The organism is Janibacter cremeus, assembly GCF_013409205.1.
GTDB lineage: Bacteria > Actinomycetota > Actinomycetes > Actinomycetales > Dermatophilaceae > Janibacter > Janibacter cremeus.
This window is the reverse complement of sequence record NZ_JACCAE010000001.1, coordinates 674,597-688,879: the sequence shown is the minus strand read 5'-3', so window position 1 is coordinate 688,879 and position 14,283 is coordinate 674,597. Positions and strand designations below refer to the sequence as shown.

15 protein-coding genes and 2 tRNA genes are annotated in these 14,283 nt (G+C 70.1%); 12 read left to right on the top strand and 5 right to left on the bottom strand.

Annotation, left to right across the window (positions count from 1 at the left end; all coding sequences use genetic code 11):
• Positions 1 to 53: 53 nt before the first annotated feature.
• Together BJY20_RS03165 and BJY20_RS03160 are read left to right on the top strand one after the other, a co-directional pair.
• The gene (locus tag BJY20_RS03165; protein ID WP_185990200.1) at positions 54 to 1,205 is read left to right on the top strand and encodes a PucR family transcriptional regulator; all 1,152 of its coding nucleotides are present in this window, start codon (positions 54 to 56) and stop codon (positions 1,203 to 1,205) included.
• Between the two features lie 100 nt (positions 1,206 to 1,305).
• On the top strand, positions 1,306 to 2,022 hold the full coding sequence (locus BJY20_RS03160) for a TetR/AcrR family transcriptional regulator (protein WP_185990199.1): 717 nt from the start codon (positions 1,306 to 1,308) through the stop codon (positions 2,020 to 2,022).
• A gap of 18 nt (positions 2,023 to 2,040) precedes the next feature.
• On the opposite strand, the gene BJY20_RS03155 is transcribed toward BJY20_RS03160, so the two are convergent.
• Entirely contained in the window at positions 2,041 to 2,916 is an 876-nt protein-coding gene (locus tag BJY20_RS03155) for a DUF1353 domain-containing protein (RefSeq protein WP_185990198.1), read from the bottom strand.
• A complete protein-coding gene (locus BJY20_RS03150) occupies positions 2,901 to 3,836 on the bottom strand; it encodes a 3-methyladenine DNA glycosylase (protein ID WP_343062756.1) in 936 nt (311 codons plus the stop codon). Before BJY20_RS03150 ends, BJY20_RS03155 begins: the two co-directional genes overlap by 16 nt.
• 67 nt (positions 3,837 to 3,903) lie before the next feature.
• Between BJY20_RS03150 and BJY20_RS03145 the strand changes: the two genes are divergently transcribed.
• Positions 3,904 to 4,677 carry a fumarylacetoacetate hydrolase family protein gene (locus BJY20_RS03145; protein WP_185990197.1) on the top strand — a complete coding sequence of 258 codons (774 nt, stop codon included), beginning with the start codon at positions 3,904 to 3,906 and terminating at the stop codon, positions 4,675 to 4,677.
• Between the two features lie 9 nt (positions 4,678 to 4,686).
• Complete coding sequence (locus BJY20_RS03140) at positions 4,687 to 5,022, top strand: YnfA family protein (RefSeq protein ID WP_185990196.1); 336 nt, start codon at positions 4,687 to 4,689, stop codon at positions 5,020 to 5,022.
• 74 nt (positions 5,023 to 5,096) lie between these two features.
• Here BJY20_RS03140 and BJY20_RS03135 read toward each other — a convergent pair whose 3' ends face one another.
• Complete coding sequence (locus BJY20_RS03135; protein ID WP_185990195.1) at positions 5,097 to 5,879, bottom strand: enoyl-CoA hydratase; 783 nt, start codon at positions 5,877 to 5,879, stop codon at positions 5,097 to 5,099.
• A gap of 60 nt (positions 5,880 to 5,939) precedes the next feature.
• Here BJY20_RS03135 and gltX point away from each other — a divergent pair, with 60 nt between their 5' ends.
• From gltX to BJY20_RS03120, 3 genes are all read left to right on the top strand, one after another.
• Positions 5,940 to 7,442, top strand: a complete 1,503-nt coding sequence (gltX, locus tag BJY20_RS03130; RefSeq protein WP_185990194.1) for a glutamate--tRNA ligase — start codon at positions 5,940 to 5,942, stop codon at positions 7,440 to 7,442.
• A gap of 96 nt (positions 7,443 to 7,538) precedes the next feature.
• Positions 7,539 to 7,610: transfer RNA gene (locus BJY20_RS03125), tRNA-Gln, on the top strand.
• Positions 7,611 to 7,709: 99 nt separating this feature from the next.
• Positions 7,710 to 7,782, top strand: a tRNA-Glu gene (locus tag BJY20_RS03120).
• Positions 7,783 to 7,953: 171 nt separating this feature from the next.
• On the opposite strand, the gene BJY20_RS03115 is transcribed toward BJY20_RS03120, so the two are convergent.
• Entirely contained in the window at positions 7,954 to 8,703 is a 750-nt protein-coding gene (locus tag BJY20_RS03115; protein ID WP_185990193.1) for an IclR family transcriptional regulator, read from the bottom strand.
• A 120-nt stretch (positions 8,704 to 8,823) separates the two neighbouring features.
• Here BJY20_RS03115 and leuC point away from each other — a divergent pair, with 120 nt between their 5' ends.
• The 3 genes from leuC (at position 8,824) to BJY20_RS03100 (ending at position 11,917) form a co-directional block, all read left to right on the top strand.
• Positions 8,824 to 10,233: a 3-isopropylmalate dehydratase large subunit gene (gene leuC / locus BJY20_RS03110; protein WP_185990192.1), complete on the top strand. Its 1,410-nt coding sequence runs from the start codon at positions 8,824 to 8,826 to the stop codon at positions 10,231 to 10,233.
• A 6-nt stretch (positions 10,234 to 10,239) separates the two neighbouring features.
• A complete protein-coding gene (leuD, locus tag BJY20_RS03105) occupies positions 10,240 to 10,833 on the top strand; it encodes a 3-isopropylmalate dehydratase small subunit (protein ID WP_185990191.1) in 594 nt (197 codons plus the stop codon).
• 259 nt (positions 10,834 to 11,092) lie between these two features.
• Entirely contained in the window at positions 11,093 to 11,917 is an 825-nt protein-coding gene (locus BJY20_RS03100; RefSeq protein WP_185990190.1) for an HU family DNA-binding protein, read from the top strand.
• 109 nt (positions 11,918 to 12,026) lie between these two features.
• Here the strand turns inward: BJY20_RS03100 and BJY20_RS03095 are convergent, their stop codons facing one another.
• Positions 12,027 to 12,236: a hypothetical protein gene (locus tag BJY20_RS03095; protein WP_185990189.1), complete on the bottom strand. Its 210-nt coding sequence runs from the start codon at positions 12,234 to 12,236 to the stop codon at positions 12,027 to 12,029.
• Positions 12,237 to 12,316: 80 nt separating this feature from the next.
• On the opposite strand from BJY20_RS03095, the gene BJY20_RS03090 reads away from it, so the two are divergent.
• The gene (locus BJY20_RS03090) at positions 12,317 to 13,072 is read left to right on the top strand and encodes a lysophospholipid acyltransferase family protein (RefSeq protein ID WP_185990188.1); all 756 of its coding nucleotides are present in this window, start codon (positions 12,317 to 12,319) and stop codon (positions 13,070 to 13,072) included.
• Positions 13,069 to 14,067 carry an NAD(P)H-dependent glycerol-3-phosphate dehydrogenase gene (locus BJY20_RS03085; protein ID WP_185990187.1) on the top strand — a complete coding sequence of 333 codons (999 nt, stop codon included), beginning with the start codon at positions 13,069 to 13,071 and terminating at the stop codon, positions 14,065 to 14,067. Before BJY20_RS03090 ends, BJY20_RS03085 begins: the two co-directional genes overlap by 4 nt.
• The last annotated feature ends 216 nt before the right edge of the window (positions 14,068 to 14,283 follow it).

Sequence of the window (14,283 nt, the reverse complement as noted above, 5' to 3'; positions counted from 1 at the left end):
CGCACCACAGACATCTGATACTCGTTTGAAGTTATGAGTCATACACTTGTCCAATGGATCTGCAAGAGCTGGTGGATGAGGCCTCGGCGATCCTCCAGGCGCCGGTGACGCTCGAGGACCGCCGGCTGCGCCTGCTCGCCTTCGCCGCCCACGACGCGACCACCGACCGCGTTCGGGTCGAGACCGTCCTCGGCCGTGGTGCCGGACCACGCACGCGGGAGTGGTTCGAGTCCTTCGACATCGCACGGGCGCGCGGACCGGTCCACGTCCCCGCCAATCCGGAGCGCGAGATCGCCGCACGGCTGTGCCTTCCCGCGCGCGCTCGCGGCGTCGTGCGGGGCTATCTCTGGGCGGTGGAGCCGCCGGAGGGGCTGGCACCCGAGCGCATCCGCGCGGCCCAGGCCCTCGCGACCGGTGCGGGGGAGGCCCTGGCGAGGGTCACCTCGCGCCGCAGGGAGACCGAGCGCCTCCTGCTCGACCTCATCGAGACGGGGGCCCAGGGGCGCGGCGGCATCGCACGCGAGCTCGCCGATGACCTCGCGGTGGCCAGCTCGGCGCGCATCGTCGTCGCCGTTCTCGGCGGGGCGCCCGGGGTGCAGCTGCAGGTCGAGCAGGTCCACGGGCCGGGAGGAGTGCCTCGTGACGTCGCGGTCGCCGAGCGCGCCGGGGACCTCGTGCTGCTCATCCCGGCCGGCGGGCCCGGCTCACCGGTGACGGACGTCGTCGAGTCCGCGATCACCGGCCTGGCCCGACTCGGTCTGCCGGAGGTCGTGGCGGGGGTCGGCGACGAGGTGTCCCTGCACGAGGCCGGCGCCTCGGACCGACGGGCGCGCGCCGCCCTTCGCGTCGTACGACCCTCGACCCCGGCACAGCCGTCCGGTCCGGCGGCGACCAGGGTCCACGCCTGGGACTCGCTGGGGGTGACGCGACTGCTCGGGGGGCGTGGTGCGGACGAGCTCGTCGAGGCGGTGCGCACGCCCGCGGTCACCGCACTGCTGGCCGGACCGGAGGAGCTTGTCGAGACCGTCTGGGTGCATCTGGAGGAGGCCGGGTCGGTCGCGGCGACGGCCGCCCGGCTCGGGTTGCACCGGCAGAGCGTGTACCACCGGATCCACCGCATCGAGGCGCTCACCGGCCTGGATCTCTCTCGGGGGAGGGACCGCCTCGAGCTCCACCTGGCTCTGGTCGTGCTGCGCACGATCTGAGTTTTGCACCATTCAGCCACTGATTCAGGAAAGAGGCTTACACTCAAGCCCAACCCTGCTCGACTCAAGCCCAACCCTGCTCTCTGTCAAGGAGGTTGCCATGCCCGATGCCGGATCGGAACCGGACCGCATCGGCATCACACGACGGGAGCGGATCCAGCAGCGGGCGCTGAACGAGATTCTCGAGGCTGCGCGCACCGAGCTGCGCGTCCACGGTCCGAGCGGTGTGACCATGCGGGCCGTCGCTCGTGCCGTCGACATGACGCCGTCGGGTCTCTACCGTCACGTGGCCGGGCACGACGAGCTGCTCTGCTTGCTGGCGGCTCGGGCCTACGAGGCGGTCGGTGACGTGATGGAGGAGGCTCGGGCGCAGGCGCCCGAGGGCGACCACGCCACCGCCTACTACTTGGTGGCCATGGCCATGCGGGAGTGGTACGTCGCCCACCGGACCGAGTACGAGCTGCTGGTCTCACCGCGAGTGATCCGCGCGTATACCGAGCAGCTGCGCGCCATGACCGCTCGAACCCTGGAGATGCAGGCGAGCATCTGCGCGGACGCGATCCGAGCCGGCCAGCTCGATCCCGACGCCTCCGCCTTCCCGCTGGCGTCGTCGCCGGACGGGGAGGACGGCTCGGCCGCCGCGCGGTCGATCTCGTTGTCGGCACTCGCGGCGATCAGCGGACACATCGGTTTCGAGACCAGGGGAGTCTTCGGCGACCTGACGATGGATCCGCAGGAGTACTTCAGCGCCTACCTGCGCGCACTGATGAAGCTCATGGGCTTCGTCGTCGAGCCCGGCCCGCCCGACCTGCCCTGACCTGCGCTCGCGGGCGATTCAGACCGAGACGATGACGATGACGCCCGCGGTGATCGCGATGAGCGCCGCCACGACCTGCGCGAGCCACGGCGCCCGGTGGCACAACCACTCGGCCGCGTTGTAGAGGGCGGTCAGCGCGAGCACCGCGATGGTGACGTGCAGCAACAGCGCGAGCAGGGTTCCGGTGATCATGCCGGCGACGCGGAACCGCCCCCACAGCTGGGCGAGGGCGAGCGGGATGGCGATCGCGCCGGCCGCCCCGGTGAGCAGACGGGTCCACAACGGTCCTTCGCCCATCCAGGGCACGCCACCGACGATGTCGAGCAGGTCCGCGGTGGTCCACAGGCCGAGCACGGTCAGGGCCAGCAGGGTCCCGACCACGGTGATCCGCCAGCGCCACCTGAGCGCCGTGGACCAGTCGGTCTGCCGTCCCACGGCCATCACGGCCAGGGTCACCCCGGTCCACAGCAGCCAGCGGCGCACGATCGGGGTCCCCGAGTCGGCCATCGCATCGCGGAAGACCCGGTTGGCCTCGTCCCAGTGGACCTCGTGCCCCTCGACGCTGATGTAGGACGCCGGCTGGCCGGGGTCCCCGACGAGGCCGTCGTGCAGGATCGCCGCGGGAAGGTAGGTGCCGGTGCGCGGAAGCAGCCAGCCGAAGACCTGGGGGACCGAGGCGAAGTCCGTGGCGAAGTCCTCCGGGTCGGCCGGCACGAGCAGGTCCCCGAGCTCCCGGTCGCGGTAGCCCAGGCGACGCATCAGGCGGAACTCGTTGGGCGGGTCGGCCAGGTCCCGGCGCAGCAGGATCACCGGTGGCGCCTCGAGATCCGGCTGACCATCCATGGCGCCTCCGTCGTGGAAGCGCCCCGGGTCGGGGATCAGCGGTCCGTCCATGTCCCAACCCTGTCAGTCGGCGACGTCACCGTGGGGCAGGCCGCTGCGGTGAGGTCCTGCAGGACGTCGAGGAGCCGACGACGCAGGGTGTTGGAGCGGATGGTGAAGCCCCGCTGGCGCTCCACGTACTCGGCTTTGCCGGCCGGTGTCTCGATCGCGACCGGCTCGATGCCGAAGTCGGTCAGGTCGTACGGGGAGGCGGCCATGTCCAGCTCACGGATCTGAAGCGCCAGCTCGAAGGCCGCAAGGGTCAGGTCGGATGGGACCGCCGGGGCGAGTGTGAAGCACCACTTGTAGACATCCATCCCCGCATGCAGGCAGCCCGGCTGCTCGAAGGCCACCTGGTCCTCACGAGAGGGACGAAGGGAGTTGTGCCCCATCGCGTCCGGCGTGAAGAAGCGGTAGGCGTCGAAGTGGCTGCAGCGCACGCGGTTGCCGTCGACGACGGCATCCGTCCCGGCCTGCGACAGGCGAAGGGGGAGCTGCTCGTGGCGCTGCTCGCCCGGGGCGAGCCGGTAGACCATCGCCCACTCGTGCAGCCCGAAGCAGTCGTGCGTCGCGGGTCGCGACAGCGTCGCGTCGAGCAGGTCGTGGACGAAGCCGATGGCGCGCCCCCTTCGCTCCACGAAGGAGGGGACGTCCAGGCGGGCGGTGCCCTCCTCGTCCACGACGTACCCGGAGCGGTCGCCGTAGACGTCGACCGCATCGGCCAGCGCCATGCCGGCGCCGGGGTGCCATCGCCGCAGGTGGGTGGGGCGGTGGCGGTAGTACTCGAAGAGGAAGTCCTCGATCGGGTGACGCTCGCCGCGTCGCCGCCGCCCGCGGTGACCGGAGACCAGGTACTCGACCCGTGCCCGGTGCTCCCGTGCCAGCGCGAGCCACTCCTGCCGAGGAAGCGTCCTCTCACCCGGCGTGCCCACCCGACCAGCGTAGGTCGCCGCGTGAGCACGCTGACGGGCCGGCCACCACGTCGCCTAGGGTGGCGATGTGCGCATCGCGAGGTACACGGAAGGTGACGAGCCGGTCTACGGTCTCGTCGACGGTGGCGGGAGCAAGATCGCCGAGGTGAGCGGGGACCCGCTCTACCAACGGATCGAGCTGACCGGGAGGACGACGACGGTCGACGAGGTACGCCTGCTGGCCCCCGTCATCCCGCGCAGCAAGATCATCGGGATCGGACGCAACTACGCCGACCACGCGGCGGAGATGGGCAACGAGGTTCCACCGGAGCCGATGATGTTCCTCATCCCCAACACCGCGGTCGTCGGGCCCAACGACCCCGTCGTCATCCCGCGCTCGACCAGCGAGGTCCACTACGAGGGTGAGCTCGCGGTGATCATCGGACGGATGTGCAAGGACATCTCCGCGGACGAGGCCGCGAAGGTCATCTTCGGCTACACGATCGCCAACGACGTCTCCGCCCGCGACCTGCAGCGTGGGGACGGCCAGTGGGCCAGGGCCAAGGGCATGGACACCTTCTGCCCGCTCGGGCCGTGGATCGAGACCGACCTCGACCCGCAGAACGTGCGCGTCGTCACCCGCCGCGACGGCGAGGTCGTCCAGGACGGACACACCCGCGACATGGTCCACGAGGTCCTCGACCTGATCAGCTACTGCTCCACGTCCTTCACCCTCCTGCCGGGCGACATCATCCTCACCGGTACGCCGGCGGGGGTCGGTCCGGTCACCGCCGGCCAGCGGGTCGAGATCGAGATCGAGAACATCGGGTCGCTGTCCAACCCCTTCGTCGCCGCAGAGTGAGCCACTGACGTGGACGTCGCCCGCTCGGTCCCCCTCTTCGTCCTCGCGGCGCTGCTGGAGATCGGCGGTGCGTGGCTGGTGTGGCAGGGCCTGCGCGAGCACCGCGGCTGGCTGTGGATCGGTGCCGGGGTCATCGCCCTGGGCCTCTACGGCGTCGTCGCGACCTTCCAGCCGGACGCGAACTTCGGCCGCATCCTCGCCGCGTACGGCGGGGTCTTCGTGGCCGGCTCGCTGCTGTGGGGGATGGCCGTCGACGGCTTCCGGCCCGATCGCTGGGACGTCGCCGGCGCCCTGCTCTGCCTCGTCGGCGTCGCGGTGATCATGTACGCCCCCCGCTCGGCCTGACGAAGCGGTGTCCTGAGGTGCGACGCAGGAGCCTCGAAGGGGGGCGACCCCCTTCGCCCGCACCCGCACCCCGGTCAGTGCGTGCGGTGCTGCCACTGCGGTTCACGCTTGTCGAGGAAGGCGCCGACGCCCTCCCGGGCATCGGGCGAGAGAGCGTTGTCGACCATGACCTTGGTCATCTCCTCGTAGGCGCGTTCGACCGGCAGGTCGATCTGGTCGTAGAAGGCGCGCTTGCCCACGGCGACGGTGGCCGAGGACGCACCGGCGACCGTGCGGGCGATCTCGTCCGTCGCGGCGACCAGGTCCTCGTCGGGGACCACGTCGGAGACCAGACCCATCGCCAGGGCCCGCTCGGCGGGAACCATCTCACCGGTGAGCAGCATCCGCATGGCCTGCTTGCGCGGGACCGCGCGCGAGAGGGCGACCATCGGGGTGGAGCAGAAGAGACCGATGCGCACACCCGGGGTGGCGAAGCGTGCCGAGGCGGCGGCCACGGCCAGGTCGCAGGTCGCCACCAGCTGGCACCCGGCGGCGGTGGCCACCCCCTGGACGCGGGCGATGACCGGCTGGGGGATCTGCTGGACCTTCAGCATCAGGCGCGAGCAGACGGAGAAGATCCGCTGCTGCTCCTCATCGTCGGCCGCGCGGACCTCGGCGAGGTCGTGGCCGGAGGAGAAGACATGACCCGCCGTGGCCAGGACGACCGCGTGGACGTCGGTGCGAGCGGCGACCTCCTCGAGGGCGTCGATCAGGGCCTCCATCACGGGCACGGACAGGGCGTTGCGTGTCTGCGGCTGCTCGATGGTGATGGTGGTGACGGTGTCCGTGGTGTCGACGGTGACGAGTTCGGTGGTCATCCGTGCAGCGTGGCAGAGGGGTCAGCCGCAGGGAAGGGCGAGCGATAGCATCGGGCCATCATGAGCGACTCCTCTGCAGCCTCCGAGACCACCGCCCCCCGACTGCGCGTCGCCCCGTCGCCGACCGGTGACCCGCACGTCGGCACCGCCTACATGGCGTTGTTCAACCTCGCGTACGCGCGCCAGCAGGGCGGCTCCTTCGTCCTGCGCATCGAGGACACCGACCGGGCACGGTTCAACGCCACGAGCGAGCAGCAGCTCTACGACACCCTCGGGTGGCTCGGGTTGACCTGGGACGAGGGTCCGGACGTGGGCGGCCCCTACGCGCCGTACCGCCAGAGCGAGCGTCTGGAGACCTACCGGCCCTACGTCGACAAGCTCATCGAGGACGGCCACGCCTACCACTGCTGGTGCTCCTCCGAGCGGCTGGCGGCCATGCGCGAGAAGCAGCAGAAGCTCAAGCTGCCCACCGGCTACGACCGGATGTGCGTCGGCAAGACCAAGGAGGAGCGCGCGCAGCTGGAGGGCTTCAACGACACCCCCGTCGTGCGCATGCTCGTGCCGGACGACGCCCCGACGACCTTCGAGGACGTCATCCGCGGAACCGTCTCGGCGCCGGTGCCCGACGACCAGGTCATCCTCAAGGGCGACGGCTTCCCGACGTACCACCTGGCCGTCGTCGTCGACGACCACGAGATGGGCATCACCCACGTCGTGCGCGGTGAGGAGTGGATCTCCTCCACGCCCAAGCATGTCCTGCTCTACCAGTGGCTCGGGCTGGAGCCGCCGAAGTTCGCGCACATGCCGCTGCTGCGCAACCAGAACAAGTCGAAGATCTCCAAGCGCAAGAACCCCGAGGCGCGCCTGACGTGGTTCGAGGAGCAGGGCTACCTGCCCGAGGCCGTCGTCAACTTCCTCGGTCTGCTGGCCTACCCGCCGGCGAAGGGGGAGAGCGGCGAGGACGTCGAGAAGTTCACCGTCGAGGAGTTCAGTCGCGTTTTCGCCTGGGACAAGGTCAACACCGTCGGCCCGATCTTCGACCTGAAGAAGCTCGACTGGCTCAACGGGGCGTGGATCCGGGGTCTTCAGCTGGATGACCTCGCGGCGCGCCTGCTGCCGTTCCTGCAGGCCGACAGGGTGCTGGCGCAGGACCCGAGCCCGGGTGAGCTCGCGCGGCTGAGGAGCGTCACCGAGCAGATCCAGACGCGGATCAACCTGCTCACCGAGGCGAGCGCGCTCGTGGCGCCCTTCTACGTCGCCGACGCGGACCTGGAGATCGCCGAGGACGCACGCAAGGGTCTGAAGGACACCGCGGGGGAGGTGCTCGACACCGCGCTCGCCGCGCTGACGCCGCTGGACCAGTGGCACGCCGCCGAGATCGAGCGCGTGCTGCGCGAGGCGATCGTCGACGGCATGGACATCAAGCCCCGTCTGGCCTTCGGTCCGCTGCGCACGGCCGTGTCGGGGCAGAAGGTCAGCCCGCCGCTCTTCGAGTCGATGGAGATCCTGGGCAAGGACTCCTCGCTCACCCGACTGCGCAACCTGCGCGCATCACTGGCCTGACTGCTCGATTTGGGTGCAGCATCAGCAGGCGGGTAGTATCACCACTCGGTTCACAGGCCGCGCGGACTTCGGTCCGAAGGGCCGGTGATACCCCCTTGGGGTATGGTGTAATTGGCAACACGGCTGATTCTGGTTCAGTTGTTCTAGGTTCGAGTCCTGGTACCCCAGCGCTGTGAGTGGCACTGCCACTCGATTTCGGAGAAGGGCCCCTTGTGGGTATTGTTCTCTCCGTCGCTCGGCCGGTCCGCCGGTCGGTGATCAGCATGAGGCCCCGTTGTGTAGTGGCCTAGCACGCCGCCCTCTCAAGGCGGTAGCGCGGGTTCGAATCCCGTCGGGGCTACATCGAGCAATGCCCCCGTTCCTGGTGGACGGGGGCCTTTGCCGTGCCCGGGGGCGGGGTGCGGGCGAAGCGGGCGGCCCTACGGCGTTGGGCGCGCCAGTGTCCCGAAATTTCACGTGACGGCCGCGCGCAACGCCGTACCCCTCGCCCGACGGGGGAGGGGCCCCGTGGTCACTCGGTGTCGCGGTCGGCGGCCTCGGCTGCCTTGGCGTGCTTCTCCAGGACCTCGGTGAGCTTGTTCGCGCCGGCGATGACGGTCGCGGCGTGCAGCCGGCCCGGCTGGCGCGAGAGGCGCTCGATCGGACCCGAGATCGAGACGGCGGCGATGACGCGGCCGGAGGGGGAGCGCACGGGGGCGGAGACGGAGGCGACGCCGGCCTCACGCTCGCCGACGCTCTGCGCCCAGCCACGGCGGCGGACGCCGGAGAGCATGGTCGCGGTGAAGGCGGCTTCCTGCAGGCCGCGGTGGAGTCGGTCCGGTTCCTCCCACGCGAGCAGCACCTGGGCGGCCGAGCCGGCGTGCATGGTCAGGGTCGCGCCGACCGGGATCGAGTCGCGCAGGCCGACCGGGCGCTCTGCGGCGGAGACGCAGACCCGGTGCTCCCCCTGGCGGCGGAAGAGCTGGGCGGACTCGTTGGTGTGATCACGCAGAGCCCCCAGCACGGGATTGGCGGCAACGAGCAGCTTGTCCTCACCGGCGGAGGCGGCGAGCTCGCCCAGGCGCGGGCCGAGGACGAAGCGCCCCTGCATGTCGCGCCCGACCAGCCGGTGGTGCTCCAGGGCCACGGCGAGCCGGTGTGCCGTCGGTCGGGCCAGCCCGGTGGCCGCGACCAGCTGTGCAAGGGTTGAGGGGCCCGACTCCAGGGCTCCGAGCACGACGGCGGCCTTGTCGAGGACGCCCACTCCACTACCGTTGTCCATGGACTGATACTGACATCTCAATTCGTGAGACGCAAGATATCGTGGATCACACGGCATGCGAATGTCGGTCGACACACACCGTGCACACCTGTGGCACAACGCATGGGATGGGATGAGGACATGGCTGGAACGCTGGCCGAGAAGGTATGGGACGCCCACGTCGTCCGTCGCAACGAGGGAGAGCCCGACCTCCTCTACATCGATCTGCACCTCCTCCACGAGGTGACGAGCCCGCAGGCCTTCGAGGGGCTGCGCCTCGCCGGTCGACCCGTCCGTCGCCCTGACCTCACCCTCGCGACCGAGGACCACAACGTCCCCACCACGCCGGGCCCCATCACCGACCCGGTGAGCAGGATCCAGGTCGAGACGCTGCGCGACAACTGCGCCGAGTTCGGCGTGACGCTCTACCCGATGGGTGACGCAGAGCAGGGCATCGTCCACGTCGTCGGCCCCCAGCTGGGCCTGACCCAGCCCGGGACGACCGTCGTCTGCGGCGACAGCCACACGAGCACCCACGGTGCCTTCGGCGCGCTCGCCTTCGGCATCGGCACCAGCGAGGTCGAGCACGTCCTGGCCACGCAGACGCTCCCGCTCAACCCCTTCAAGACCATGGCGATCAACGTCCACGGGCAGCTGCAGCCGGGCGTGAGCGCCAAGGACGTCATCCTCGCGGTGATCGCGAAGATCGGCACCGGCGGCGGCCAAGGCTATGTCCTGGAGTACCGCGGCGAGGCCATCGAGGCCCTGTCGATGGAGGCCCGGATGACCGTGTGCAACATGTCGATCGAGGCCGGCGCCCGCGCCGGCATGATCGCCCCCGACTCCACGACCTTCGACTACCTCCGCGGCCGTGACCACGCACCGACCGGCACCGAGTGGGATGCCGCCCTGGAGAGCTGGCAGCAGCTGCGCAGTGACGACGACGCCGTCTTCGACATGGAGGTGGACATCGATGCCTCGACGCTGACCCCCTTCGTCACCTGGGGAACCAACCCCGGTCAGGGTGCCCCGCTGGCCGAGGCCGTGCCCGACCCCGAGGCGATGGCCGACGAGGACGAGCGGGCCACCGCCACGAAGGCGCTGGAGTACATGGCCCTGACCCCGGGCACCCCGCTGCGCGAGGTCGCGGTCGACACCGTCTTCCTCGGCTCGTGCACCAACGGTCGCATCGAGGACCTGCGGGCCGCGGCCGGGGTCATCAAGGGCCGTCACGTCGCGCAGTCCGTGCGCATGCTCGTCGTCCCCGGGTCCGCGCGGGTACGGGTCCAGGCCGAGGAGGAGGGCCTGCACCACGTCTTCACCGAGGCGGGTGCGCAGTGGCGTCTGCCCGGGTGCTCGATGTGCCTGGGCATGAACCCCGACATCCTCTCCCCGGGGGAGCGGTCCGCCTCGACGAGCAACCGCAACTTCGAGGGACGCCAGGGGAAGGGGGGGCGCACCCACCTCGTCTCGCCGCTGGTGGCCGCGGCCACCGCCGTGCGCGGCACGTTGTCCAGCCCCGCCGATCTCGACGCCACCGAAGGAGCCTGAGCAGCGATGGAGAAGTTCACGACACACACCGGCACGGGCGTCCCGCTGCGCCGCAGCAATGTCGACACCGACCAGATCATCCCGGCGGTGTACCTCAAGCGGGTCTCCCGCACCGGCTTCGAGGACGGCCTCTTCGCCGCGTGGCGCAACGACGAGACCTTCGTGCTCAACCAGCCCGCGTACCAGGACGGTTCGGTCCTCGTCGTCGGCCCCGACTTCGGTACCGGGTCCTCGCGCGAGCACGCAGTCTGGGCGCTGAAGGACTACGGCTTCAGGGTCGTCATCTCCTCGCGCTTCGCCGACATCTTCCGGGGCAACTCCGGCAAGCAGGGCCTGCTCGCCGCGCAGGTCGCCCAGGACGACGTCGAACTGCTGTGGAAGTACCTCGAGAACACCCCGGGCGCGCAGATCACCGTCGACCTCACGGCGAGGACCGTGGTCGCCGGGGACATCACCTGCGCCTTCCACGTGGACGACTACACGCGGTGGCGCCTCATCGAGGGCCTCGACGACATCGGCCTGACGATGCGGCACGAGCAGGACGTCACCGACTTCGAGGCCTCGCGACCGAGTTGGAAGCCGACGACGCAGCCGGTCTGAGTTTCGAGCCTTCGTCGAAAGTCGTTGCCGGGCAGTCGTACTCGTCGCCCGCACGCCGCATTCGCCGATCTTCTCCGGCCAGGACTACTCCGTGGTCGGGCCGAGGGTCGGCGAATGCGCTTGTGCGCCAATAAAAACTGGTCACCCCGAAATGCTGCACGGAGGGCGTCACCCGCCCTACCGTCGTGTACAGGTCGGGTGAACGACTCGGCTGTCCGAGCCGGGGACTGCCCGGCGTCGAACCGCTACGGGAGTGACCGTGAACAAGGCAGAACTCGTCAAGGCTCTCGAAGAGAGGCTGGGTAGCCGGAAGGCGGCCCAGGAGGCACTGGAGGTCGTGCTCGACACGATCGTCCGTGAGGTGGCCAAGGGGGGGCGCGTCGCCATCACCGGTTTCGGCACCTTCGAGAAGGCGGCCCGCGCAGCTCGGACCGGCCGCAACCCGCGCACCGGTGAGGTCGTGAAGATCAAGAAGACCACGGTCCCGCGCTTCAAGGCGGGCACGAGCTTCAAGACCTACGTCGCCGACCCCAAGTCGCTGCCGAAGGCCGCCCCCGCCGCGGCGCGTGCCGCAGCCGGCACCGTCACCTCCGCAGCGGGCACCGCTCGAGCCATCGCCGGTGGCGCCGTCCCGGGCGGCAAGAAGGGCAAGAAGACCTCGGCGGAGTCGAAGCCCGCGGCCGCGAAGTCGACCCCGGCGAAGAAGAGCACTGCGTCGAAGTCGTCGTCGGCCAAGAAGGCCACTTCGGCCAAGAAGTCGACCCCGGCGAAGTCGACCGCGTCGAAGTCGTCGGCCAAGAAGGCCACTCCGGCGAAGAAGTCGAGTGCGTCGACGTCGACCGCGTCGAAGTCCACGGCCAAGAAGTCGACCCCGGCGAAGAAGAGCACCGCGTCGAAGTCGACGTCGGCCAAGAAGGCCACTCCGGCGAAGAAGTCGAGTGCGTCGAAGTCGACCGCGTCGAAGTCCACGGCCAAGAAGTCGACCCCGGCGAAGAAGAGCACCGCGTCGAAGTCGACGTCGGCCAAGAAGACCACTCCGGCGAAGAAGACCGCCGCGAGCAGCTCGGACTCCGGCACCAGCTGACGAGCCACCCTCCACCGCCGCGCGGTGGAGACGACCCGAGGGGCCGTCACGGATCACCGTGACGGCCCCTCGATCGGTGTGGGGCCCCCTTCGCCCCAGCCAGGGTCGGTCAGGTGATCGTCTCGCGATCGCCGATCCCGACGATCCACAACCGGGTGATCACCCCGTCGGTCTCGGTGATGCTCACCCGCTGCCCGGGCCGCAGGAAGCGCAGACCGCTGGCCACGACCACCTCGGCGCTGACGTCGTGGGAGAGACCGGCGTCGGTGACGACGACGGCACCGGTGTCAGGGGACTGGGAGAAGACCGTGGCTTGCACGGGTTCGAGGGTAGTCGTGTCATAGGCTGAGCGTTTCCAGACCGAGGCGCCGAGGGCGCCGCCCCGGACCGAGAGGTGCCATGACCACCCACCGCATGCCGACCCCGGTCATGTACCGGGTCGTGGCGGGTGTCCTGCGTCCGGTGCTGCGGGCACTGATGCGCTACGAGGTCAGTGGGCTGGAGCACCTCCCCCGCTCGGGTGGCTTCATCGTCGCGCCGAACCACGTCTCGCACATCGACCCCTTCCCGTGGGCGCACGTGCTCTACGACCAGGGACGCGCGCCGGTCTTCCTGGCCAAGAGCAGCCTCTTCGAGACCCCCGTCGTCCGGTCGGTCATGCGGCACACCCACCAGGTGCGGGTCGACCGCGAGACGGCGGGTGCGGCGAGCTCGCTCGGGCCCGCGATCCGGGCGATCGAGGCCGGCGCGTGCGTGGCCGTCTACCCCGAGGGCTCGCTCACCCGCGACCCCGACATGTGGCCCATGCGCGGCAAGACCGGTGCCGCACGCCTGGCGCTGCAGGCCGGCTGCCCGGTCATCCCGATTGCCCAGTGGGGGACGCAGGACCTGCTGGCCCCCTATGCCCGGAGGCCCACCATCTCGCGACGACGCACTCTGGTCCGGATCGACTTCGGCCCGCCGGTCGAGCTGTCGGACCTACGCTGCAACCCGGTGACCCGAGAGGCGATCCACGCCGGCACCGACCGGATCATGCAGGCCCTCACCCACGGGCTGGAGCAGCTGCGTGGGGCGAAGGCGCCGACCGAACGCTTCGACCCCAAGGCCCACGGACTGCGGTCCACGGGTGACTACCGATCAGGAGGAAAGTCGTGAACCACATCGCCGTCTTTGGTGCCGGGAGCTGGGGTACCGCTTTCGCGTCGATCCTCGCCGACGCGGGGAACGACGTACGGGTGTGGGGTCGACGCCCCGAGCTGGTCGAGCAGCTCAACCGGGGCGTCAACGAGGACTACGCGCCCGGGATCGAGCTGTCGTCGCGGATCTCCGCCTCGACGGATCCTGAGCGCGTCGTCGACGGCGCCGGGATCGTCGTCCTCTCCGTGCCCTCGCAGTCCCTGCGCGACAACCTCACCCAGTGGGCCCCGCTGCTCACGGGCGAGAAGATCATCGTCTCGCTGATGAAGGGCATCGAGCTCGGCACGACGAAGCGGATGAGCGAGGTCATCCACGAGGTCGCCGGGGTCCCGCTCGAACGCATCTCTGCGGTGAGCGGACCGAATCTCTCCCGCGAGATCATCCAGCGCCAGCCGGCCGCAACCGTCGTCGCCTGCCCGGACGAGCGCTCTGCCGACACGGTCGCGGCGGCGTGCCAGACGAGCTACTTCCGCCCCTACACCTCGCCCGACCTCGTCGGCGCCGAGATCGGGGGAGCGGTCAAGAACGTCATCGCGCTCGCCGTGGGCATGGCCTCCGGCCTGGGGATGGGCGACAACACCAAGGCGACGATCATCACCCGGGGCCTCGCCGAGACCACCCGACTGGCCATGGCACTGGGCGCGGACCCGCGCACGATGTCGGGTCTCGCCGGCGTCGGCGACCTCATCGCCACCTGCATGTCGCCGCTCTCGCGCAACCACTCCTTCGGGGTCAAGCTCGGTCAGGGCCTGACGCTGGAGGAGGTCACCGCGCAGACCAAGCAGACCGCGGAGGGCGTGAAGTCCTGCTCATCCATCCTCGAGCTCGCCCACGGCAACGGCGTCGACGTGCCGATCATCGAGCAGGTCAACCGTGCCGTGCACGAGGCGGTCCCGGTCACGGAAATAGGCCGCGAGCTGCTCGCCCGCGCCCGCAAGTCCGAGACGGACTAGCTCCGCGGGATCGAGGTGCGGGGGCCACCCCGCGGCCGCAGCCCTTCGAGGCTCCTTCGTCGCGCCTCAGGGACCACCTCGAAATCCGCCGGATTGAGGTGCGTAGGCCGCCCGCGGCCGCAGCCCTTCGAGGCTCCTTCGTCGCGCCTCAGGGACCACCTCGAAATCCGCCGGATTGAGGTGCGTAGGCCGCCCGCGGCCGCAGCCCTTCGAGGC

What these genes read in the sequence shown, in the direction of transcription:
- BJY20_RS03165 (WP_185990200.1), top strand. Translation starts at nt 54, where the DNA reads ATGGATCTGCAAGAGCTGGTGGATGAGGCCTCGGCGATCCTCCAGGCG.
- BJY20_RS03160 (WP_185990199.1), top strand. Translation starts at nt 1,306, where the DNA reads ATGCCCGATGCCGGATCGGAACCGGACCGCATCGGCATCACACGACGG.
- BJY20_RS03155 (WP_185990198.1), bottom strand. Translation starts at nt 2,916, where the DNA reads ATGGACGGACCGCTGATCCCCGACCCGGGGCGCTTCCACGACGGAGGC.
- BJY20_RS03135 (WP_185990195.1), bottom strand. Translation starts at nt 5,879, where the DNA reads ATGACCACCGAACTCGTCACCGTCGACACCACGGACACCGTCACCACC.
- gltX (WP_185990194.1), top strand. Translation starts at nt 5,940, where the DNA reads ATGAGCGACTCCTCTGCAGCCTCCGAGACCACCGCCCCCCGACTGCGC.
- BJY20_RS03115 (WP_185990193.1), bottom strand. Translation starts at nt 8,703, where the DNA reads ATGGACAACGGTAGTGGAGTGGGCGTCCTCGACAAGGCCGCCGTCGTG.
- leuC (WP_185990192.1), top strand. Translation starts at nt 8,824, where the DNA reads ATGGCTGGAACGCTGGCCGAGAAGGTATGGGACGCCCACGTCGTCCGT.
- leuD (WP_185990191.1), top strand. Translation starts at nt 10,240, where the DNA reads ATGGAGAAGTTCACGACACACACCGGCACGGGCGTCCCGCTGCGCCGC.
- BJY20_RS03090 (WP_185990188.1), top strand. Translation starts at nt 12,317, where the DNA reads ATGACCACCCACCGCATGCCGACCCCGGTCATGTACCGGGTCGTGGCG.